Raw genomic sequence first — 19,971 nt, forward strand, 5'->3', positions numbered from 1 at the left:
TCATGGAAATTTTACATGATGGTTTTTAAGGGAGGGGCAATGATGAAATATATAAAAAGTATAACACCTATAATGGAAACCTTGCAGGTTGTGTGGTCTGACGGACATATAGACGGATATGGTCTGGTGGATTTGGGCTGTGATTGGTTCCGAATGAGCAATGACTGTTTCTATGATGTATATGGATTTAATTTTAATCCACATGATTACCCAGGACTATATGAGCGATGCAGAGATATTGTATATCCTAAAAACTTTTAAATGAGGATTTAAAGGAGGTATAAAGTGAAAGTATTAGATGCCATGAGACAGATTGAACATATTGATAATGAAGTGAAGAATTTACAGAAATTCTGCCTACTTTCCCCAGAAGCCAGAGAACGAATAGCTGACGAAGTTGGCCTGAACAGTAATTTAGAAACGCTGGTTAATGTTAGTGTAAATGCTATGCTTTCGTGGAAGACAACACTTAAAGAAAAAATTCATAATGCTGAGTTAAACTGAAATTTAACGGGGGAAAGAAGGTGCCTTATGAAATATGCGGAAGGTTGCCAGTGTCCTTCCTGTGGTAGCACCGACAGTAGAGTTATTGACATCCGGTTCCGGCCGAGCCTCAAGCGGGTGGTCCGGCGCCGGCAGTGCCTGACCTGCGGCTGCAGGTGGAATACAGCAGAAGTAAGAATAAAGGAGCGCAAAGATGATTATTAAAACGATTGTAGTTATAGGCTGCTGCATTATCGCAGCGGGGTACATACTGGCTGTGGCCGCTTGCATCGGGCTGCGGTACGAGGACCAGATGCTGGATTAATAAAAAATTCTGGATACAGGACAAAAAAATGAGTCCTGTATCCAGGGCCGCCACCCTTATCGAATACAGAACTCATGTTCGAATTGCAAATTTATTGTATCACCTCATGCGCGCGAGGTCAATAAAAAAATTCCATTTTCTGGAAATAGTAGAACATGAAAATAGCGGTGGGACACCCGCCAAGATGACACCCACCGCTTGATAGCTTAAGAGTATTATACCATTCTGGGGCCTCTTAAGCAAGATAAGGGAGGCATTTATATGATGACGAGGAAAGAGCAGGTTATTAACGATGTGCTTATGGCAATGCGCGTACATCTTACCGCACAGGTAATGTCCATTCTGCAGGACGTATTGACGCAGGCGTTTTATGGAGTCGAAGTTATAGAAGAGCAGACAGCTCTGGCAACACAGGATATGACCAACGATTATATTATTGAGCTGTTTCAGACAAAGAAGGCTCCGAAGCTGTCAGAACGGACGGCGGAGCAGTACTTACGGCATATTAATCTGTTGATCGATATGGTTCATAAACCATTAACGCAGGTCACGGAAAACGATGTAGAATATTTCCTCATGAAATATCGGAAAAAGGGAAATACCAGCCGAACAATTAATAACTGCAAACGATTTATTTCTGCTTTCTTCACCTGGATGAGGAAAGTGAAATTAATCACGGAAAATCCATGCGAAAATATCGATAGATTCAAAGAAACGAGAAAACCCATAGAGCATTTGGAGCCGGAGCAGTGGGAGCAGCTTAAGACCGGATGTAATAGTACCAGAGATCGGGCTTTGTTGGAGTTTTTAAGATGCACGGCCATGCGTGACGGCGAGGTGCCGGCGGTCCGAGTCTGTGACGTTGATTGGTATGATGGCAAGATTGTGATTTTCGGCCATAAAACGGACAGATATCGGCTGGTATGTATCGACCGTGTGGCAAAGGAGTATCTGCTTAAATACCTCCAGGAGAGAGGTATCAATCAGAGCAGTCGGGAGCCTTTATTTATTGCCCGGGGAACACATAATGCTTTAAAACGTACCGGAATATACAGTGCAGTTAAGAGTATTGCAGCACGGGCAAAAATGGATATCAACGTGTACCCTCATCTTATTCGCAAGACCACCGCCACCAACATAATCAAGCGTGGTGGGGATTCTGAAAAGGCAGGGGACTATCTGGGGCACGTTGATCAGAATACAGCTAATCAATATTACACTTATAAAAGTGATGATTATATTATAAATATTTTCCGGTCCTACGTGGCCGCAGTATAGGAGGTAAAGAAAGTTAATGGATAAACAGATTCTGCAGGATTATATTGACGCCTGCGAGTTAATCAAAGAGACGGAGCAGGATATCCAGCGGTTACAGCGTAAAAAGAAAACGGTCATACAGACTAACGTGAAAGGAAGCAACCCTGAATTTCCCTATCAGGAGCAACACTTCAAGATTCAGGGGACAACTTTCACGTACACAGAGGATACGCAGCTCAGAATGGAGGAAAAGCTTCTGGAAGAACGTAAGACCGTGGCAGAGGAGAAAAAACGCCTGGTAGAAGAATGGATGCTGACTGTACCGGCCAGGATGCAGCGGATCATCCGGTTTAAGTTCTTCCAGAAGAAAACATGGGAGGAAGTGGCCGTATTTATGAAAGGGAAAGCCACGGCGGATAGTGTAAGGAAGGAATTTGAGAATTTTATGAAAGCAGCATAAGTTTTTCCGTTTTTTCCACATTTTCCGTTTTTTAAATGTTATAGTATAGACTGAGAGAAGTGAAAAGAGCTTCTTTCCCTCCCATAAAAGTATCCCTTACAAGAGACACCTGGCTGCCGAGACGACTGCTGGGTGTCTTTTTGCGTCAAATATAAAATTGCCAGATAGGAAGGTGAGGTGATGGCAAATGTACAAAATTTAAAACCAGTACGAACCGAGAGCGAAGCAAGGGAGCGCGGTAGAGCCGGCGGAAAAGCATCTGGGGTGGCCCGGAGGCGGAAAGCTGACTTCCGCAAGACGCTGAACATGCTTCTCACTGCTGAAATAGATAGTCCTGAGTGGACGCCTATCCTGCAGGCTCTGGGGCTTGATAGTACCCTGGAGGCTGCCGTTAACATGGCGATGGTTAAGAAGGCCCTGGCGGGCGATGTGAAGGCCTACGAGGCCATTGCGAAGTATGCAGGGCAGTCTGACAGGACAGAGAAGGACGATGCCGAACAGGCCGCTAAAACAGAGCGAGAGAAGGCACAGGCGGAGACGTTGAAGGAAAAACAGGCAAAAGAAAAGGATACAGAAAATTCAGTGATTCAGAACATGGAAACGCTGGCTGATGTCCTGAAACGCAGCCGCCCGAACCGGAACATAGAAGATTACGAGGAGGAATAGTTATGGTACTTTGTTACGAGGAGAAAGATAGAATCGCTATTGAATCAACAGGGATGCGGATTATTGAGCATAAACGCATGATGTACAAGCTGTACAGTATGCTGCAGAAAATATTCCAGACTCTGTCTGATAGACTACAAAAAATATATCAGACTATAAGAAAAGTCGTTGATATGGTTGTGGATACTGTCAAAGCGGGATTCCGGAGTATTACAAGATTAGAACCGCGGAAACGGTGGAAGATTGTTAAACCGTTAATCAAGGCAGGCCTTCCCTGCGGTATGTTCTTCCCCAATTGGAGGGCATATCACTGTCGAAATAACTGTTGAGGTGATGCAGAATGAACATTCCAGCTCCTTTCAGCCAGCGGCAGGAGGATTACTTATACCGGTGCTTCGATAGCTGGTTCAATGTGGCCGAAGGTGGGAAGCGTGGCGGGAAGAACGTTTTGCAGACGCTTATTTTTTGTATGCTCATGGAAAATCACCCGAACAAGCTGCATCTGGTATCCGGCGTGTCCAATGCAACAGCAAAGCTTAATATCCTGGACTGTGACGGCTACGGCCTGCTCAATTATTTTGAGGGACGCTGCCGGGAAGGAAAGTACAAAGACCGTGATTGTGTGTATGTTCAGACTCCAACCGGAGAGAAGATTATTCTTGTATCCGGTGGCGGTAAGGATGGCGATGAGAAGCTTATCAAGGGTAACACCTACGGCATGGCCTACGTTACCGAAGCCAACGAATGTCATCCGAAGTTCCTGAAAGAAGTATTCGACCGAACGTTATCCAGTGCGGACAGGAAAATATTCCATGACCTTAACCCGAAGGAAGAAGAGCACTGGTATTACACAGAAATACTGAACTATCACAAGGAAATGCAGGAAGCGGACCCGGGATACGGATATAATTACGGCCTTTTCACGATTGCTGACAACTACAGCATATCTGACGACCAGCTTCGCGCTGTGCTTAAGACATACCGCAAGGGGACTGTTTGGTATGAGCGTGATATCCTGGGGCACAGAGCCGTGGCGGAGGGGATTATCTTCCGCTACTTTGCGGATAACCCCGAACCATATCTTTACACGGATGCGCAGATGCAGGAATGGTTTGCAGTACGTATCAAGCAGGCACAGAGGGACGGCCGGAAGAAGTGGCTGGATATGATAACAATTGGCATTGACTTCGGTGGCAACGGCTCTATGACAACCTATGTTGCTACAGGATTTATAAAATATCACACGCTGCTTCCTCTGGAAGAAGACCACCTGCCGGTGACGCAGGAGGTAGACAGCAAGTGTATTTGTGATAAGTTCGTAGTGTTCTACAGCCGGATTATTGACCAGTATGGTGATGTGGACTGGGTATTCCCGGACAGTGCCAGCACAACAATGATTAACAGCCTTCGGAGCGCCGCAAAAGAGGCGGGGCTTCCCTGGCGGAATATTGCCGGATGCAAAAAAAATGAGATATCCGAGCGGCCTAAAACGGTTGACCTGCTGTTCAGCACCGGGCGTCTTCTTATCAACCGGCGCTGCACAATGCTGATTGCGGCCATTCAGAAGTTGCGCTGGGATGATGAGCATCCGGACCAGCCGGAGGACAAGAATATAGGCAACTGCAATGACTGGTGGGACGGATTCTGTTATTCCTGGCTGGATTTTGTGAAATATATTGATTTAGATAGATAGGGGCAGATATGGAAAATTGCGTGCAAACATATTTACTAAAAAAAGGATATCGGACCAATTCGGAAGCGCTGAGTCTTATCCGCTCCTGTGATGATTGGTATGCCAACCGGATGATTCCCGAGTTCCATAAGCGTCACACGGTTCAGAACGTGCCGTATAACCTTCTGCAGCTGAACTTCGGGAAGCGCTGCTGCTCAGATGACGCGAACCTGTGTGAAATATTGGAGATTAATTCCGGAAACAAGGGACAAAGTGATTTTGTCAAAGATGTTTTGAACGCCAGCGAGTTTCAGACCCAGTACCGAAAGCAGCTGGAGAAAACGGCAGCTGACGGGACCGTGGCCTGCTACGTGCGCCTGGACAAAGCAACAATCATGAAGTCCGGCAAGGTCCAGGGCGGCCAGATACGGCTGAATTATGTGGAAGCTGAATGCTTTGTACCGCTGACCGTGGTGGATGACATAGTAACAGAGGCTGCCTTCTCTGGGAGCGGCCTGGAAAAGGGAAAGAAAGTTACTACGCTGGTGCTATTCACCCATGATGAAAACGGGCTGTACTCAGCAGAGACAGCCTATTTTGACGAACATGGAAATATTCAGGAAGACCGCACCGTCATCCTGAAACTGGGAGACGTGAAGCCGTTTGCGGTGATGCGCAACGCTGAGGTCAATAATCTGGATGACATGGAAGGGTATGGCCTGCCGAAGCTCTACAATGCCATTCCCATTCTGAAAATTCTGGACCTGTGTTTCAATGTCCTCTTCGGGGACTTGGACAAGGCGGATAAACTGGTACTGATTAATGAGATACTGTGCAAATTTGACGATAATGGAAGGGCGATCACCCCGAACGAACAAGTTAAAAAGTTGTTTGTTCTTCTGGGGAAAAAGCTTCCGGATGATAAAGAATTGTATCATGAATACAATCCGGAAATTCGGGTTGACCAGATTACGAAAACTTTTGAACTGGCGCTTTCACTGCTTTCCCTCATGTTTGGATATGGTACGAAAAAATACAGTTTTGAAAATGGCCAGATCAAAACGGCCACGGAATACGCCGGTGAGCGTCAGGATATGATGCAGGAGCTGAATCGGCAGCGGCAGGAAGCTATCCGGTACATACAGGACATAGTACGGGCAGTACTGTGGTTCGCTAATACCTTCCAGGGTGGCAGCTGGGATATCGAGGCAGAAGTAAATGTGGAATTTGACGATTCCTACATAACCAACAAGGAAGCAGAATTGGAGCAGATGCGCTCCGATGCTGTCTCTTTTTCGGATATCCCAATCTTTCGCATAAGATATATCATGGAACGTCTGAACTGTGATGAGAAACAGGCGCGGGCTTACCTGGCGGAAGGGCAGATGGACCCGGATTCCGGGGATGAACCGGAGGATTAAACAATGTTGAGTGATGAGCAGCTGGATGTGTTATCTGGTGCCCTGGCTCCGCTCTTCCAGAACTTGGAAGCCTGGGTGATTACGGATGTAGCGCAGCGTATAAAAAATACGATGATGTATACCAGGACCGCAGAGCTGGAAGTGGAAGCGCTGCAGAAGATGGGATACAGCCCGGCGCGTATCCGGGCGGAAGTGATGCGTATCCTGCGGGCGGATAAGGCGTTCCAGCGGCAGGTGGAAGAAAACACACTGGCCTTTAAGCGCGAAGTTGCTGCAAAGCTTGCAGAGATAACGGGTAAGGCACAGGAAGCAGCAGGTGAGGTAATCGATGGTGCTGGAGATATGTCCTGGGCGGACGATATCAGTCTGTGGGATTCTGCAGGCGTGAACCTGGAAGAGGACGGCAGCCTCAAGCAGATTACCCAGGCCATGAAAGACCAAACACGGGGAACGCTTAAGAACCTCACCCGGACAACAGGCTTCCGTACTGCATCTGGCATGGAATCGGTGAAAGAAGTGTACCAGAAGGAACTGGACAAGGCGCTAGTCAAGGCATCCAGCGGCGCGGTGACAAGAGAACAGTGTGTCAGAGAAGTGATACAGGACCTTGCCAGAAGTGGCCTGCGTACCATTGATTATGATAGCGGCCGGAGCTATCAGTTGGACACGGCTTCCCGGATGTGCCTTAATACGGCGGCTGGTCAGCTGGCGGCACAGGTATGCAATTCCAACATCCAGAAAACAGGCGTTACCATGGTGCAGGTATCCGCGCACTGGGGCGCCCGCGATAAAGGAGAAGGAATCAAGAATCATAAGGAGTGGCAGGGAAAGGTTTACAGTATAGACGGCCAGCTGCATCCGGAGGAAGAAAAGCGGATAGGTATGGAAATAAATGACTTGCAGGAATGTACCGGATACAGCGTTCAGGATGGGACCGGGGATATAGAGGGACTGCACGGTGTCAACTGCAGGCATAACCATCACCCCTTTTTCGAGGGAGTCAGTACCCCGGTGAAGTACGACCCAGAGCCGGAGGACAAAGAGATTAATGGCCGGACATATTCCTACTATGATGTGCTGCAAGGGATGCGCCGACGGGAGAGAGAAATCCGGGCGCTTAAGCGGGAGAAGGAAGCGCTGGAAAAACTGGGGGAAGATGCTGCAGCTGTAAAAGCAAAAATCCGGCAGAAAACGAAGGAGTATAACTCCTTCTGCGATATCTGCGAGGTGCGGCAGAAACCGGAACGTCTGCGCGTGGAAAGCGGAACCACAGACCTGACTAAAACCCAGGCATGGAAATCTTTTCAGGAGGAACGAACTAAGGCTGTAAAATAAAATTTGATGTCTTAAGAGGAACCGATGTTAATGCGCACCGGTTCTTTTTATACATAAATTCCCGGATCGGGGAAAGCCCGATTCACAAATTATTTTAGGAGGAGAAACTACATGAAAAACATTTTTGAACTGATGAAAGAATTTGGGTTTGAAGTTCCTGAGGACAAAAAGAAAGACTTTGAGAAGGCGGTCCTGGAAAACTATAGGACCGTAAAGGACTATGAAGCCCAGAAAGAGAAACTGGAAACCGCAGAGCAGAAAGCGTCTGCCAGTGAGACAACAATCAACAGTCTGAAAGAGGATCTGAAAAAGTTTGAAGGCGTAGACGTCACCGGCCTGCAGCAGAAGATTACGGATTTGGAAACTGACCTGCAAACAAAGGAAACAGAGTTCCAGCAGAAACTGGCTGACCGTGATTTTGATGACCTGCTGACTGAAAGCATCCATGGAGCAAAAGGCAAGAATGCAAAAGCTATCCGTGCTCTGCTGGATGTGGATGCCTTGAAAACATCTAAAAATCAGAAGGATGACGTTGGCGCGGCTATCAAGGCACTGACGGAAGCAGAGGACAGCAAGATGCTCTTCGGCGAGGCTGACGAAGCGGCTGAAATTGGTGATGTTATTGGATCAGTGAAACAAAAATCTGGTGGAACCGATGATGCAGTCATGCGTGCTGCAATGGGGCTTCCCCCGGTAAAAACTGAGTAAAGAAGAAAAGGAGAAAAAGCATGTCAAACAATATTGTTTTAGCAAAGAATTTTGTACCCCTCCTGGATGAGGTGTACCAGAGAGAGTCTGTAACATCCGACCTGACAGGCGATCCTGCAATGGCGCGTGCAGGTGCCAATGCAAGGGAGATTGTATATCCCCAGATTGCAGTAACCGGCCTGGGAGATTATGACCGCAATAGCGGATATACACAGGGGACCGTAGACCTGAAATGGGTATCCACAGAGTACAATTATGACCGTGGTGCAAAACTGTCTGTTGACGTCATGGACAACCAGGAAACTTATAACATTGCATTTGGGATGGCCGGCGCGGAGCTGATGCGGACAAAGGTAGCACCGGAAGCGGATGCGTTTACATTTGCTACACTGGCAGGAATTGATGGAATATCTAAAGGTGAAGCAAAGACGCTGGCGGATGCAGAAGCCTTCCTGAATGAATTGCTGGAAGCCAAAAACAAAATGGATAATGATGAGGTTCCCGAGGAAGGCAGGATTCTGTATGCCACCTCTAATCTGCTGAATGCTCTCATGATGATGGACACTTATAAATCCAAAGAAATCCTGGCACGTTTTGCTATTAAGAAGCCGGTGCCTCAGGGCCGCTTTTACACGGCAATCGACCTGCTGGATGGTAGAACAGTAGGAGAAGAGGCCGGGCATTACAAAAAGGCAGAGGCAGGAAAAGACATCAACTTCATGATCATCCATAAGCCCGCTATCATCAAGCATGATAAGCATGTGGCTTCCAACATTATTCCTGCTTCCGCGAACCCGGACGCCGATGCGGATATCGTAAAGTACCGTAAATACGGGCTGGTGGATGTGTACAAAAATAAAGTGGCCGGTATCTATCTGAGTCACAAAGCATAAGGAGGACAGCTATGAGTACAATGATTGGAATGGGCGCAGGGAAAAAGGCTGCCAAAGAATCAGACAGCAAGCTGCGGAAGGAAAATAAGGAGCTGGTAACAGCTAACAAGGAACTGCAGGCAGAAGTTGAAGTTCTCCGTTACCGGATTTCAGAGTTGGAAATGGCTTCTGCAGAGAAGGTGCCGGAGGCGACACCAGCAAAATGATAAGGAGGGAGTTATATGGCTTACATAGATTGGGAGTGGTATAACTCCCATTTTCCTCAGCTGACACAGCAGGAGTTTGAACGGCGCCGGCCGGCAGCTGAAATGAAGGTGGATATCCTGACCCATAATCGGGCGCGGGATGCCGCCGGCTACAAGATGGACCAGGTAAAGGCCTGCGTGGCGAACCTGCTGAACCGGCAGGCAGAACTGGAAGAGGCCGGAGCCGGCAGCAATGTGAAATCCGTCAGTAATGATGGATATTCGGAAACCTATGAGCAGGTGACGCCGGCTCAGGTAGAAGAAACCTTGCGGTGTGAATGCTTTGTTTGGCTGTCCGGCACTGGACTGATGGGGGCGCTATGAGAAAGGGGAAAATGGTATACAAAGATTTAGTCTGCAGTGAATGTGGGGCAGTAATGACGATTCCCAGACGTGCCAGGAAGAACAGGGCCGCCGGTCACATAAAAACTATGTGGTGTTATCGTTGTAAGGAAAAAACAGATTTTATTGAGGGTGGTTGATATGGGAATGGGATTCTTTACGGACGTAATGACTGTATACAATTACAGGCGGGAACCTGACGGGGAACACTGGTATAGAACTGTGGTTCATGGGGTGCAATGGAGGCACGGAAAGCGGCGTGTGACGGCAGCAGACGGCGTGTTTACGGATGAGCCGGAAGAATCTATTACTGTAAATTTCCAATGGATATATGAGGCAAATAAGCCCTTCCTGACTCCTCAAGAATACTCTGCGCTGCCGGAGGAACAGGCGGGAGATTACTGGACGCTGGACCCGCGCAACGGTATGGACGTAGTGGTATGCGGGGAGGTTGCGCAGGAGGTCAATGCCGACTATGGAGTATCCCAGCTGCGCAAGGATTACCTGGCTTTTGACGTGACTGCGGTAGCCGACAACCGGAACAGACCCCGTCTTAAACATATCAAGGTGGTGGCAAAGTGAAAAATTTTGACGCTCAAGCATGCCTGAAATCCCTGGGACTGGAAGAAGGCGGAGCAGTGCAGCAAATGGTAGACCAGACTGTACTGGATGTCTGCGAGCCTTATGTGCCGATGGATATTGCAGGCGGGGCAAGTGGTACGGGATTAATCCGCAGCGGGATTGAAAATACCGTAATTGGAAGCGGAGAAGTGGTATGGAAAACCCCATATGCCCATTTCGTTCATGAGGGAATTGTATATATTGACCCTGAGACAGGGAGTACATGGGCGAAGAAAAATGGAACGAAGGTTCCCACGGACAGGAAATTGCAGTACCAGGGAGCGCCCCGGAGGGGCAGTCACTGGGTTGATCGTTCTATGCAAGAGGGCGGCATAGAGGCTGTAGAGGATGCAGCCAGAAAGGCGGTAAAGAAGTGACAGTAATTGAGGGTATTATAAATTTTCTGGGTGGATACGAAAAGGAACGGATCGGCGTAGACAAGCTGGAGAGCCGGACAGTATCCTATAGCCTGATGAAGGCTCCTCAGGAGAATGTAAAGTATTATATCAATGGTGTGGAGATACATACCAACTATTATCAGCTGATGGCGCGCCTGGATGCGAAAAGCGAACAGGAGCGCATTGCCAATAATGCCTGGGGACAGGGAATTGCAGAATGGATAAGTCAGAAAAACAGAGAAAAACAGTATCCTGTTCTCGATGGCTATAGATGCACTGGAATCAGCGTTTCCACTCCCTTCTATATAAATGTGACGGATAATTCCAATGCTGTATATCAGATGACAATAGCGATTGAATATGAATATGTAAAGGAGAATGAAACATGAAAAGACATGAGTTACTGCATTATGTAGATACCTCAATGGGAAGCGGCTCCCCCACTTGGGCGCTGCTGGGGAATGGTATCAGTTCCCTGACAGAAGAAATGAATCCGGATGAGGAAACAAACCAGTGGATAAATCAGGAAAACGGGGATTCGAATGTAAAGTCATATACACCTTCCGTTGAAGTAGAAAAACAGGACTGCGTGGATGATGATGCACAGGCTTGGATTGACAAAATGGTGGATGAACTTCCAACTGGTACACTGGCGACAACATCTTATGTTCGCTTCCGCTTAAAGGATAAAATAAGCGAAGGAATTTATACCGCATATAAGCGCAACTGTGCTGTTACGGTAAATAATACTGGCGGTGATGCTGGCGGCAACGTAGTCAATTCCGTGAAATTAAGTGGAAAAGGATCTGCAGTGAAGGGAACTTTCAATGTAAAAACAAAAACATTTACAGAAGGCGAAATGTCTGAAGGTAATTAAGGAGGCAAACGATGGGAGAATTTTTCAGAGAGCTGCAGGTGGACAATGGCCTGCGGAAAATCAAAGTAAACGATGAAGGAGAATACATTGAAGTGTCTGTCAATGACAGCACTTTTTTTGATCGCTTCGCTGACCTGCTTGTATGGGTTGGTGATAAAGAAAAGGAACTGAAACAGTATGGGGATACCCATAAAGCAGATACATTGGAAGATATGGAAGTCGTACGCGAGGTTATGAGGAAGCGGACGCAAACCTATCAGGAGTGCTGCCAGCGCCTGGACGTGCTTTTCGGGGAAGGATGCTGCCGGAAGGTATTCGGGAACGTGGTGCCGGACGACCTGCTGATTATGGACTTTTTAGAGCAGCTCACTCCGGTGATTGAAGAGCTTGGAAAAGAGCGCAATAAGAATCTGTCATTGAAGTACAACCGTAGCCGTAAGGGTGCTGCCTCTACAAAGCGTAAGACCCTGCCCGGCAGTGATGTATAACGTTCTTCTGGATCCGCTGCCTGAGGAATGGAACGGTCATCGAATTGACCCCGCATTCCAGAACGGCATACAGATTATGCAGTTAATGGAAGATACGGAAATTTCAGAAAGTGAGAAGGTTCAGCTTGCATCGGACCTTCTCTTTTTAGATCCTCCGGAAACAGTGCAGGAAGCTCTTGACGGAATTGTCTGGTTCATGGGGGGCTGGAATACGGACAATCAGGATACCGGCGAAAAGAACGAGGATCCGGTCATGGACTGGGATATGGATCAGTGGCGTATTTATAGCGCTTTCCGGAAACAGTACGGGATTGATCTAAATGACCTTGGAAAACATTGCGTTGGTTATCAGCTGGAGGATAAAAAGTTGATTCCGGTCTATGAAGAAAATAGCCTCCATTTTTGGGTATTCATGGGACTGCTGACAACACTGGATGACTGTGCATTTACACGGATTGCAGATATCCGTGCAAAAAAACTGGAAGGGAAGATGGATCCAAAGGAAAAAGCTTTCTATCGGCAGGCAAAGAAGCGGTATGAAATTGGAAAGAAAAAAGCAGAAAAAGAAACAGACGAAGATATTGCAGCAGTAGAAGATTTCAGGCGGCTGGCAGGATTGGGGTGATAATATGGCATATGACGCAGAAATCCGTGTAAAAACAAAGATTGACAACAGTGAAGTTGTAAAACTGGAAGCCGACCTGGAAGCTACAGAGAAAAAGGCAGAAGAAACAGGGAAGGCGCTTGACCAGGTAACATTAAATAAAGACACTGCGGATACTGCACAGCATGCGGCCGCTGGTATGGAGAGTCTTGCAGATAAGACAAGAAAGGCAGCATCAGAAGCACAGAATCTGGATGATGCTTTTAAGAATACAAAAATCCATCTGGCTGATGGAACTACATTTGACTGGAATGGAAATGTTATTGAAGAGGCAGTACAGGATACTGCAGAGCTAAATCAGGAACAGACCAGGCTTTCCGATGTGGCAGAGAAGGCAGCGGAATCTATGCGTACTATAGCAGAAGAAACCAGGAAGGCAAATGACGCTGCGAATGGGTTAGGAGAATCCCCAGCAACGGGGATGGAAAAGCAACTTAAACCAGCTCAAAATATGCTGGCCTTTATTAAACAGAGCTTTCAGGATATTCCTATTTTGTTTGCCGGAATTGCCAATAAATCAACTGCAAAAATCCAACAGATGGAAGAAGAGTGGGATAACCTCTCAGATAAAGCGGCTCATTACAGAGGCGTGCTCCAGGAACTGGAAAGCAGAGGGTTGGGATTCGGCAATCAGGAATATGATGACGCCTATGTGGAGTGGCAAAAAGCAGAACAGGCGGTAAAAGAATATAAGGCGCAGTTGGTTGGCGCCAAAGCACAGCAGAAAGACCTTTCTACAGGCCTGAAAAACGTGGGTGAAGAAGGGAAGAAGGCCTTCAATAAAATGAATACCGGTGCCAGGAAAACAAAATCAATGTTTGGCACAATGGCATCCAGAATGAAGGGGTTGCTGCTTTCTCTGCTTATTTTTAATTGGATATCAAAAGGTTTTAACGCAATGGTGGCCGGAATGAAAAAAGGGTTTGAAAACCTGATGAAGTATTCCGGTAATTATGCCAACAGTGTGCAGTCGCTGAAAAATGCACAGGCAACTCTGGGTAATTCCTTCGCGGCAGCCTTTGCACCAATTGTACAGACGGTAATTCCATGGCTTGTGCAGCTGATTAATACCATATCCAGGGCAATGACCTATGTCGCTCAGTTTATTGCAATACTGGGCGGGAAGAGCACTTTCACACGTGCGAAGCAGGTACAGGATGCCTACAATAAGTCTCTCAGCGGGACGGCCGGAGCTGCGAAAAAGGCAGCGGGAGCTTTGGCGAAATTTGACGACTTGGACGTACTACAGAAACAGGACTCATCGGGCGGTGGAGAAAATGCTGCCGATATGTTTGAAAATGTGCCGGTGGATCCAAAGGTGAAGGGGTGGCTTGACGGAATACGCGACAAGCTAAAACCGATTCTGGATTACATGAAGGAATTGAAGAACGCTTTCATAGATGGTTTCTGGGATGGTCTGGGGGACCCCAGCGGGCGTTTGGAAACAATAAAAAAAGGATTGGAACAGATAAAAGAAGCCCTGTTGGATATCTGGAATGACCCGGCTGTAAGAAGCGCAGCGGATGCCTGGGCAAAGTCTTTGCTATATATGTTTGGTTCCCTTGTAGGCTCCATAGCAAGTATAGGCCTGACGATTGCAGCGGCTTTTGTCGGCGGCCTGGGTGAATACCTGGAAAACAATACGGGACGGATTAAGGATTTCCTGGTATCCGTTTTCAACATTGGCACGGAAATAAATAACCTATTGTCAGAGCTGTTCCAGAGCATTGCCTACATTTTTGAAGCATTTGCCAGTGAAAGTGGTATCCGTTTCGTGTCGGCACTGATTGGTGTATTTGCCGATGCGGGAATGGGGCTGCTGGAAGTCGCGTTGAAACTGGGACGCGATATCCTGAACATGCTGATCCAGCCGATTGTGGAAAATCAGGAAGGCTTCCGGACGGCATTGGAAGGGCTTCTTTCTGGAGCCGCAACTATTCTGGAGGGGCTTAAAACCTCCATAGATAGTATTTTTGATAACCTGAATGCGGTATATGATGCGCACTTTAAGCCGTTTTTTGATAGCATAGCGGCGGGTTTGACCTCTATCGTAAATACAATCCTTACCGTATGGAATGGGAATATTCAACCAATAATCGACCGGATATCCCAGAAAATATCCGAACTGCTGACCCAATATATTACGCCATTTGTCAATAATGTGGTGGAATTTATTGGACAGATAGCAACCCACCTACAAAACTTCTGGGAATTGTTCCTGCAGCCGCTGGTTGAGTGGTTCATATCCTTTGCAGTTCCTATATTATCGGAAGCCATTTCATTAATAATTGAAGTTATTATTAAAGTGGTGGAAGAGATTATGGCCGATTTAAACGGCCTGATGGAATTTATCAATGACACGGTCATGCCAGCTTGGAATGGCTTCTGGGAAAGCGCAGGAGACATGTTCGATGCCTTCTGGCAGGCGATAAAAGCAATCGGTGACTTGATAAAAGATATGTTTGTCGGAATTATTGATGTAATTAGAAAACTTATAGATAAGGATTGGAAAGGTGCATGGGACAGCGCAAAGAAAATCTTTACAACATTCAAGGATAATGTAAAAAGCATAATAGACAGCATCCGAGAATTCTTCCAAAAGTTCCTCGACTGGATCGGAGAAAAAATTGAATGGGTACTCAATAAAGTACAGGGAATTAAGGACTTCTTCGGAGGCGGTGGCGGCGGAAGCTCAACCGGTGACGGCGGCTATGCAAGAACCGCGGTCTATAGAACAGCTGTTAGTCCTGTTCTAGCAGACGTCCCCAAACTGGCAACAGGTGCCGTCCTGCGGGGAGGGAATCCGTTCCTGGCGTGGATAAATGACCAGGGTCCAGGTCATACCAATATTGAAGCTCCGCTGGATACTATCCGGCAAGGCCTGCGGGAGGAATTATCCGCGTTGGGATTCGGCAGCGGTGGGCAAACAAAAATAGTATTACAGATTAATGGACAGGATGTCGGGGAGGCCATTGTCGAGGATATGTTATCAGTTATGAACCGCAAAGGGTATGACGTTGAAGTACTGGGGGTTTAATGGTATGAAAGACTTTACACAGGGTATTTCTATTGACGGAGAAGAGTATATGGTTCCTCTTGTGTCAATAAAACGAGAGGCGCCTTTTTTAGACAAAACCGCCGAACGTACAGAGGATGGAGAGTTATACCGGGAATTGATAGGTGTGTACTACAATTATACGATGTCTTTTGGAACCATAAATGATGTTGACCTGTACATGAAACTATATGAACATTTGACTCAGCCCGTACCATTTCATACCTTTAAGCTGCCGACTTCACGAGGGACTTATACCTTTACCGGATATATTTCTTCGGTGACAGATGAAATTGAAAAAATTCTGGAAGACACGGTTAGATTCAAAGCATTGACATGTAAATTTACGGCGAAAAGCCCGGCGAGGAAACCCGGATGAGTAAAACCAGTTTTGAGGTAATATATGACCTTAAGGATACAACAGCATTACAAGATAGCATTCCGTCCACGATGGATAATCAGAATTTTGCGGTGGAGTCTCTGCTCAGGGACAACACCGCATTTTCAGATTACGGGACGCTGGAGCAGGATTATTTTCTTCTGGACGGCACTATGCCGGAGCTGCCAGATAAGCCAGAAGGAATCCCCTTCTGGTCATCTGAATTATCAGATGAAAATGGCCTTTTTCAGAAAAATCCTGTGCTTATCATATTATTTTCTGAAAACCACACCAGTACAGGCCTTACGTTCCACTTTGTGGGGGAAATCCCCGTACAGTTTCAAGTACGTTGGTATGACTTGGCGGGAAATATGATAGCGCTCAAGAGCTTCCAGCCTGATTCCCGCGATTATTACGCGCGGAACCTTGTAGAAAACTACGGCCGGCTGGAGGTTGAATTCCAGAAAGCGAAGCCTTATCGGTATGTGAAGTTATGGGGAATTGATTATGGAGTTGTGGTCACCTGGAATGAGAATGACATCAAAACTGCATCGTTGGTGGAGGAAACGGATCCGATTTCAAACACATTAAAAATTAATAAGCTGACTTTTCAGTTTATCGACCGTGCAAATGAATTCAACCTTGCGAACAGCGAAGGGCTTCACAAGGCGCTACAAAAAAAGCAGCATATCGAACCTTATGAAATTGTGGACGGAGAGCGTCTCTTCTTGGGGCGTTACTTCCTGACAACGCCAGGCAGCGAAAAGAGCCTGGCAAAAATGGAGGCCACAGATTACATCGGCCTGCTGGATGATACGGACTTTAAGGACGGCAGGGTATATAACGGGGAGCTGGCCGGGAATGTACTGGCGGAGATTTTTGCCGGTACCGACATCCCTTTTGAGGTGGCGGAGGATGTGGCCGCAACACCGCTGTACGGCTGGCTTAAAATCCAGACCCGCCGGAAAGCCCTTCGGGAAGTCCTCTTCGCGTGCGGCGCCGTGGCAGAAACCGCCCGCAGAGACAATGTGTGGATATATAAACCTTCGAGACTAATACAGTCTGATATCCCCCGGAGCCGCAAGTTTTCCACAGCAACTAAGCAAGATACTTACATCAGTGAGGTAAGTATCAAGTTTACCGAGTACACAGAGGGCGCAGAAGAGAAGGAACTGGTGAAGGAAACTACCTATCCCGCCGGCTTGAATGAAGTGAAGTTTAACAGCCCTGTGTCAGCCCTTCGGGTAAGCACCGGGGAGGTTGTAGAGGCAAAAACAAATTACATTATCTTCCGGCTTTCGGAAGAAGCTGCCGTTACTATATATGGACGGCAATACAGTAAGCAGGATATCACGGTATCCTCTTCCGTTCCGCAACTCAAAGCCGGGGAGAACCCGAAGGCGAAAAGTTTCACCGGCACGCTGTTTAATTACGGTCAGGCAAAAATAATATCCCAGGCAATTTTGGATTATTACCAGCTGTCATTAATCCTTAATATCCGTTATCTGGCAGCCCAGGAGCGGCCAGGACAATGGGCGTCAGTGGAAAATACACTGGTTGGCCGCGGCGGCTATGCTGCGGGCCTGGAGAGCATTAAAACTGACCTGACTGGCGGGTATATATCAACAGCGCAGCTCCGGGGATATTACAAGTACACGAGCGAGTTTTACTATACCGGTACGGAATTGTATATAGACGAAAGTGTGGGTGATATTTGATGAATAAACCTAAATTAAACAGTATTACAATAACTCCTAATCCGGCAGAAATAAATCAGAAGCTTACAATAATTATCGATGCTGAGGACGTGCCAATCGTTTTTCAGCAATCAACATATTATTCCGGTCAAGAGCTAAAAGCCGGAGAAAGTGTGGGTATTTTATAATATGGCAATTACGAAAGTAAGGACACAAATAAATGGAGTCTGGACGAGTTACACTAAAAATTCCAACGGCAATTGGTTAGGTAAGCCAACAGCTCCCGCAATTACAAGTTTTAATAGAACTGAAAAATACTACCCTGTATTAGTAGAAATTACAAATGATGCTGGCACAGTAGTAACCTATGATGTATCAGATTCTGAAATAGGTAATAGCTTGAAATTGCAGGTTTATGAAATTAATAAACCTACGATTGTACTGGTAACGCCGACAAATGGAGCGCGCGTAACCAACAATAAGCAGCCCATTACCTTTAAAGTTACTGATGAAGCAAATGGTTCCGGCGTAAAAACATCGACTGTAAGTCTGAAAATTGATGGTAATACATTCAATGAATCCAGTACAGGAATGGTCAAAACGGCAATTACGAACGGTTATCAGTTTGTTTACACTCCGCAAACGGCACTTTCCAATGGGGATCATACTATAACCATCAATGCGCAAGACAATGACGGGAACGCGGCGGCAGCTGTTACAGCTTCTATCAAGGTAGATACTGTTCCTCCTTCGTTGAACATTACATCCCCTAATAATGGACTTATTACAAATACTAAGTCTATCACGCTTGCAGGTACAACTAATGACGCAACATCCAGTCCGGTTACTGTAACTGCGAAACTTAACGGAGTGGATGTTGGAGCCATAACTGTGACAAATGGTGCATTCAGTAAAGCTCTCACCGCCGCCGAAGGGAATAATACACTTGTGGTAACTGCAAAGGATGCTGCAGGGCTTACAACGCCTGTAACCATCAACTTTAAGATTGATACCAGCGTCCCGAAAATTAAGAGCGTAAGGATAACACCTAATCCTGCAGCAGCGTCCAGCAGCATAGAAATTGAACTTGAAATTGAATAATAAGGAGTGGTGAATGTGGCATACATAGCTGTTGCGGCGCCCAGTGACATTGTGTATGTCGCAGGCACCATAAATGGAGACTCCACAACCTTCCAGTCTCGGGACGGGAAATGGTATGGATATGCGCCGGCTACGGAAGATAACACCTATCATCTATGGGTAGAAATGATTGACGCGGCTGGGAACCGAAGTGAATATGATACTACCCTGGTGTATGACCTTCCATGGTTTGTGACGGACCGGACGGTGGAGGATATCCAGGAGCGGAATCAGAAAGGATTTTTGAATGCACGGGACTTAAATCGGATTGAGAAAAATAACGATACTATTGGTGAGTTGGCAGCTCTTATCATTCCGGCCAAATATGACTGGCAGGTTGGGGAGCTGCCGCGGGCTTCTGATTATCTGCGGATTCGGCAAGGTGTTCAGAAACTTAGGGACTATGTGCATCGGACTACCACACCGCAGGTCCCTGAAAGCCCCCTGAACAGTTATCAAAAAATTAATGATATAGAGCAGATCCAGAAAGATTGTTTCGATATCTATGTCGGGAACAAGAAAAACTATGCTTATGCTGGAGAGTTCTATTCTGGAGAAGGAGGATTAATTTAATGGCATTTAAGAAAAAAACATGGGCAGACCGCATGGTTGAATATGCTGGTCGCCGGAAACTGACAAATATAAGCACCGAACAGTCCATAATATGTGACGTGGAAAGGTCGGAAGGGACAATAAGTAAAGAGGGTGATGCCTTTTCCAGCCAGAACATGAATGACCTGGAGCAGCGTATCGAGGACGGTTTCACCGAAGTGAAGCAGACAACTGATGGGATAAATCAGAATTTAAACGCCTTAAATGACAGCGGCGCAATTAAGGGCATGGAT

The 19,971-nt window shown here is 46.7% G+C and carries 26 protein-coding genes; all 26 read left to right on the top strand.

Annotation, left to right across the window (positions count from 1 at the left end; all coding sequences use genetic code 11):
* Positions 1-39: 39 nt before the first annotated feature.
* Positions 40-261 (top strand): hypothetical protein, encoded by a 222-nt coding sequence (locus tag DXC51_RS25765; protein ID WP_147332406.1) that lies wholly within the window; start codon positions 40-42, stop codon positions 259-261.
* A gap of 24 nt (positions 262-285) precedes the next feature.
* Positions 286-504, top strand: coding sequence for a hypothetical protein (locus DXC51_RS25770; protein ID WP_025491449.1), 219 nt, complete (start codon positions 286-288; stop codon positions 502-504).
* 27 nt (positions 505-531) lie between these two features.
* Positions 532-708, top strand: a complete 177-nt coding sequence (locus tag DXC51_RS30860) for an NrdR family transcriptional regulator (protein ID WP_442876665.1) — start codon at positions 532-534, stop codon at positions 706-708.
* A 361-nt stretch (positions 709-1,069) separates the two neighbouring features.
* Positions 1,070-2,086, top strand: coding sequence for a tyrosine-type recombinase/integrase (locus DXC51_RS25775; RefSeq protein ID WP_117545697.1), 1,017 nt, complete (start codon positions 1,070-1,072; stop codon positions 2,084-2,086).
* A 16-nt stretch (positions 2,087-2,102) separates the two neighbouring features.
* The gene (locus DXC51_RS25780) at positions 2,103-2,525 is read left to right on the top strand and encodes an RNA polymerase subunit sigma-70 (RefSeq protein ID WP_117545698.1); all 423 of its coding nucleotides are present in this window, start codon (positions 2,103-2,105) and stop codon (positions 2,523-2,525) included.
* A gap of 180 nt (positions 2,526-2,705) precedes the next feature.
* The gene (locus DXC51_RS25785) at positions 2,706-3,191 is read left to right on the top strand and encodes a hypothetical protein (protein ID WP_117545699.1); all 486 of its coding nucleotides are present in this window, start codon (positions 2,706-2,708) and stop codon (positions 3,189-3,191) included.
* 340 nt (positions 3,192-3,531) lie between these two features.
* Entirely contained in the window at positions 3,532-4,884 is a 1,353-nt protein-coding gene (locus tag DXC51_RS25795; protein ID WP_117545701.1) for a phage terminase large subunit, read from the top strand.
* An 8-nt stretch (positions 4,885-4,892) separates the two neighbouring features.
* Positions 4,893-6,284, top strand: coding sequence for a phage portal protein (locus DXC51_RS25800; protein WP_117545702.1), 1,392 nt, complete (start codon positions 4,893-4,895; stop codon positions 6,282-6,284).
* A 3-nt stretch (positions 6,285-6,287) separates the two neighbouring features.
* Positions 6,288-7,619, top strand: a complete 1,332-nt coding sequence (locus tag DXC51_RS25805) for a phage minor capsid protein (RefSeq protein WP_117545703.1) — start codon at positions 6,288-6,290, stop codon at positions 7,617-7,619.
* A 111-nt stretch (positions 7,620-7,730) separates the two neighbouring features.
* On the top strand, positions 7,731-8,327 hold the full coding sequence (locus tag DXC51_RS25810; RefSeq protein ID WP_117545704.1) for a phage scaffolding protein: 597 nt from the start codon (positions 7,731-7,733) through the stop codon (positions 8,325-8,327).
* A gap of 20 nt (positions 8,328-8,347) precedes the next feature.
* Positions 8,348-9,220: a hypothetical protein gene (locus DXC51_RS25815; protein ID WP_117545705.1), complete on the top strand. Its 873-nt coding sequence runs from the start codon at positions 8,348-8,350 to the stop codon at positions 9,218-9,220.
* Between the two features lie 11 nt (positions 9,221-9,231).
* Entirely contained in the window at positions 9,232-9,426 is a 195-nt protein-coding gene (locus tag DXC51_RS25820; RefSeq protein WP_117545706.1) for a hypothetical protein, read from the top strand.
* 15 nt (positions 9,427-9,441) lie between these two features.
* Entirely contained in the window at positions 9,442-9,789 is a 348-nt protein-coding gene (locus DXC51_RS25825) for a head-tail connector protein (RefSeq protein ID WP_117545707.1), read from the top strand.
* A 159-nt stretch (positions 9,790-9,948) separates the two neighbouring features.
* Entirely contained in the window at positions 9,949-10,389 is a 441-nt protein-coding gene (locus DXC51_RS25830) for a DUF6751 family protein (RefSeq protein ID WP_117545708.1), read from the top strand.
* Positions 10,386-10,805, top strand: a complete 420-nt coding sequence (locus DXC51_RS25835) for a minor capsid protein (protein ID WP_117545709.1) — start codon at positions 10,386-10,388, stop codon at positions 10,803-10,805. Before DXC51_RS25830 ends, DXC51_RS25835 begins: the two co-directional genes overlap by 4 nt.
* A complete protein-coding gene (locus DXC51_RS25840) occupies positions 10,802-11,215 on the top strand; it encodes a hypothetical protein (RefSeq protein ID WP_117545710.1) in 414 nt (137 codons plus the stop codon). Before DXC51_RS25835 ends, DXC51_RS25840 begins: the two co-directional genes overlap by 4 nt.
* A complete protein-coding gene (locus tag DXC51_RS25845; RefSeq protein ID WP_117545711.1) occupies positions 11,212-11,703 on the top strand; it encodes a phage tail tube protein in 492 nt (163 codons plus the stop codon). The genes DXC51_RS25840 and DXC51_RS25845 overlap by 4 nt, the downstream gene beginning before the upstream one ends.
* A gap of 11 nt (positions 11,704-11,714) precedes the next feature.
* Complete coding sequence (locus tag DXC51_RS25850; protein ID WP_117545712.1) at positions 11,715-12,191, top strand: DUF6673 family protein; 477 nt, start codon at positions 11,715-11,717, stop codon at positions 12,189-12,191.
* Complete coding sequence (locus tag DXC51_RS25855) at positions 12,184-12,816, top strand: Gp15 family bacteriophage protein (RefSeq protein WP_117545713.1); 633 nt, start codon at positions 12,184-12,186, stop codon at positions 12,814-12,816. Before DXC51_RS25850 ends, DXC51_RS25855 begins: the two co-directional genes overlap by 8 nt.
* Positions 12,817-12,820: 4 nt before the next feature.
* Positions 12,821-15,892: a phage tail protein gene (locus tag DXC51_RS25860; RefSeq protein WP_117545714.1), complete on the top strand. Its 3,072-nt coding sequence runs from the start codon at positions 12,821-12,823 to the stop codon at positions 15,890-15,892.
* Between the two features lie 4 nt (positions 15,893-15,896).
* Positions 15,897-16,289 carry a hypothetical protein gene (locus DXC51_RS25865; RefSeq protein ID WP_117545715.1) on the top strand — a complete coding sequence of 131 codons (393 nt, stop codon included), beginning with the start codon at positions 15,897-15,899 and terminating at the stop codon, positions 16,287-16,289.
* The gene (locus DXC51_RS25870; RefSeq protein ID WP_117545716.1) at positions 16,286-18,007 is read left to right on the top strand and encodes a hypothetical protein; all 1,722 of its coding nucleotides are present in this window, start codon (positions 16,286-16,288) and stop codon (positions 18,005-18,007) included. Before DXC51_RS25865 ends, DXC51_RS25870 begins: the two co-directional genes overlap by 4 nt.
* A complete protein-coding gene (locus DXC51_RS29725; protein ID WP_181970201.1) occupies positions 18,007-18,174 on the top strand; it encodes a hypothetical protein in 168 nt (55 codons plus the stop codon). Before DXC51_RS25870 ends, DXC51_RS29725 begins: the two co-directional genes overlap by 1 nt.
* A gap of 1 nt (position 18,175) precedes the next feature.
* Positions 18,176-19,087, top strand: a complete 912-nt coding sequence (locus DXC51_RS25875; protein ID WP_117545717.1) for an Ig-like domain-containing protein — start codon at positions 18,176-18,178, stop codon at positions 19,085-19,087.
* Positions 19,088-19,102: 15 nt separating this feature from the next.
* On the top strand, positions 19,103-19,699 hold the full coding sequence (locus DXC51_RS25880) for an Ig-like domain-containing protein (RefSeq protein WP_117545718.1): 597 nt from the start codon (positions 19,103-19,105) through the stop codon (positions 19,697-19,699).
* Positions 19,699-19,971: hypothetical protein (locus DXC51_RS25885; protein ID WP_147332407.1), on the top strand; the 273-nt coding region annotated here is incomplete at its 3' end. The genes DXC51_RS25880 and DXC51_RS25885, both read left to right, overlap by 1 nt.

The sequence above is a fragment of the Eisenbergiella massiliensis genome (genome assembly GCF_003435485.1).

Bases quoted from the DNA above. Each gene is read 5' to 3' on its own strand.
- DXC51_RS25765 (WP_147332406.1), top strand. From the start codon at position 40: ATGATGAAATATATAAAAAGTATAACACCTATAATGGAAACCTTGCAG.
- DXC51_RS30860 (WP_442876665.1), top strand. From the start codon at position 532: ATGAAATATGCGGAAGGTTGCCAGTGTCCTTCCTGTGGTAGCACCGAC.
- DXC51_RS25775 (WP_117545697.1), top strand. From the start codon at position 1,070: ATGATGACGAGGAAAGAGCAGGTTATTAACGATGTGCTTATGGCAATG.
- DXC51_RS25780 (WP_117545698.1), top strand. From the start codon at position 2,103: ATGGATAAACAGATTCTGCAGGATTATATTGACGCCTGCGAGTTAATC.
- DXC51_RS25785 (WP_117545699.1), top strand. From the start codon at position 2,706: ATGGCAAATGTACAAAATTTAAAACCAGTACGAACCGAGAGCGAAGCA.
- DXC51_RS25795 (WP_117545701.1), top strand. From the start codon at position 3,532: ATGAACATTCCAGCTCCTTTCAGCCAGCGGCAGGAGGATTACTTATAC.
- DXC51_RS25800 (WP_117545702.1), top strand. From the start codon at position 4,893: ATGGAAAATTGCGTGCAAACATATTTACTAAAAAAAGGATATCGGACC.
- DXC51_RS25805 (WP_117545703.1), top strand. From the start codon at position 6,288: ATGTTGAGTGATGAGCAGCTGGATGTGTTATCTGGTGCCCTGGCTCCG.
- DXC51_RS25810 (WP_117545704.1), top strand. From the start codon at position 7,731: ATGAAAAACATTTTTGAACTGATGAAAGAATTTGGGTTTGAAGTTCCT.
- DXC51_RS25815 (WP_117545705.1), top strand. From the start codon at position 8,348: ATGTCAAACAATATTGTTTTAGCAAAGAATTTTGTACCCCTCCTGGAT.
- DXC51_RS25820 (WP_117545706.1), top strand. From the start codon at position 9,232: ATGAGTACAATGATTGGAATGGGCGCAGGGAAAAAGGCTGCCAAAGAA.
- DXC51_RS25825 (WP_117545707.1), top strand. From the start codon at position 9,442: ATGGCTTACATAGATTGGGAGTGGTATAACTCCCATTTTCCTCAGCTG.
- DXC51_RS25830 (WP_117545708.1), top strand. From the start codon at position 9,949: ATGGGAATGGGATTCTTTACGGACGTAATGACTGTATACAATTACAGG.
- DXC51_RS25845 (WP_117545711.1), top strand. From the start codon at position 11,212: ATGAAAAGACATGAGTTACTGCATTATGTAGATACCTCAATGGGAAGC.
- DXC51_RS25850 (WP_117545712.1), top strand. From the start codon at position 11,715: ATGGGAGAATTTTTCAGAGAGCTGCAGGTGGACAATGGCCTGCGGAAA.
- DXC51_RS25855 (WP_117545713.1), top strand. From the start codon at position 12,184: ATGTATAACGTTCTTCTGGATCCGCTGCCTGAGGAATGGAACGGTCAT.
- DXC51_RS25860 (WP_117545714.1), top strand. From the start codon at position 12,821: ATGGCATATGACGCAGAAATCCGTGTAAAAACAAAGATTGACAACAGT.
- DXC51_RS25865 (WP_117545715.1), top strand. From the start codon at position 15,897: ATGAAAGACTTTACACAGGGTATTTCTATTGACGGAGAAGAGTATATG.
- DXC51_RS25870 (WP_117545716.1), top strand. From the start codon at position 16,286: ATGAGTAAAACCAGTTTTGAGGTAATATATGACCTTAAGGATACAACA.
- DXC51_RS29725 (WP_181970201.1), top strand. From the start codon at position 18,007: ATGAATAAACCTAAATTAAACAGTATTACAATAACTCCTAATCCGGCA.
- DXC51_RS25875 (WP_117545717.1), top strand. From the start codon at position 18,176: ATGGCAATTACGAAAGTAAGGACACAAATAAATGGAGTCTGGACGAGT.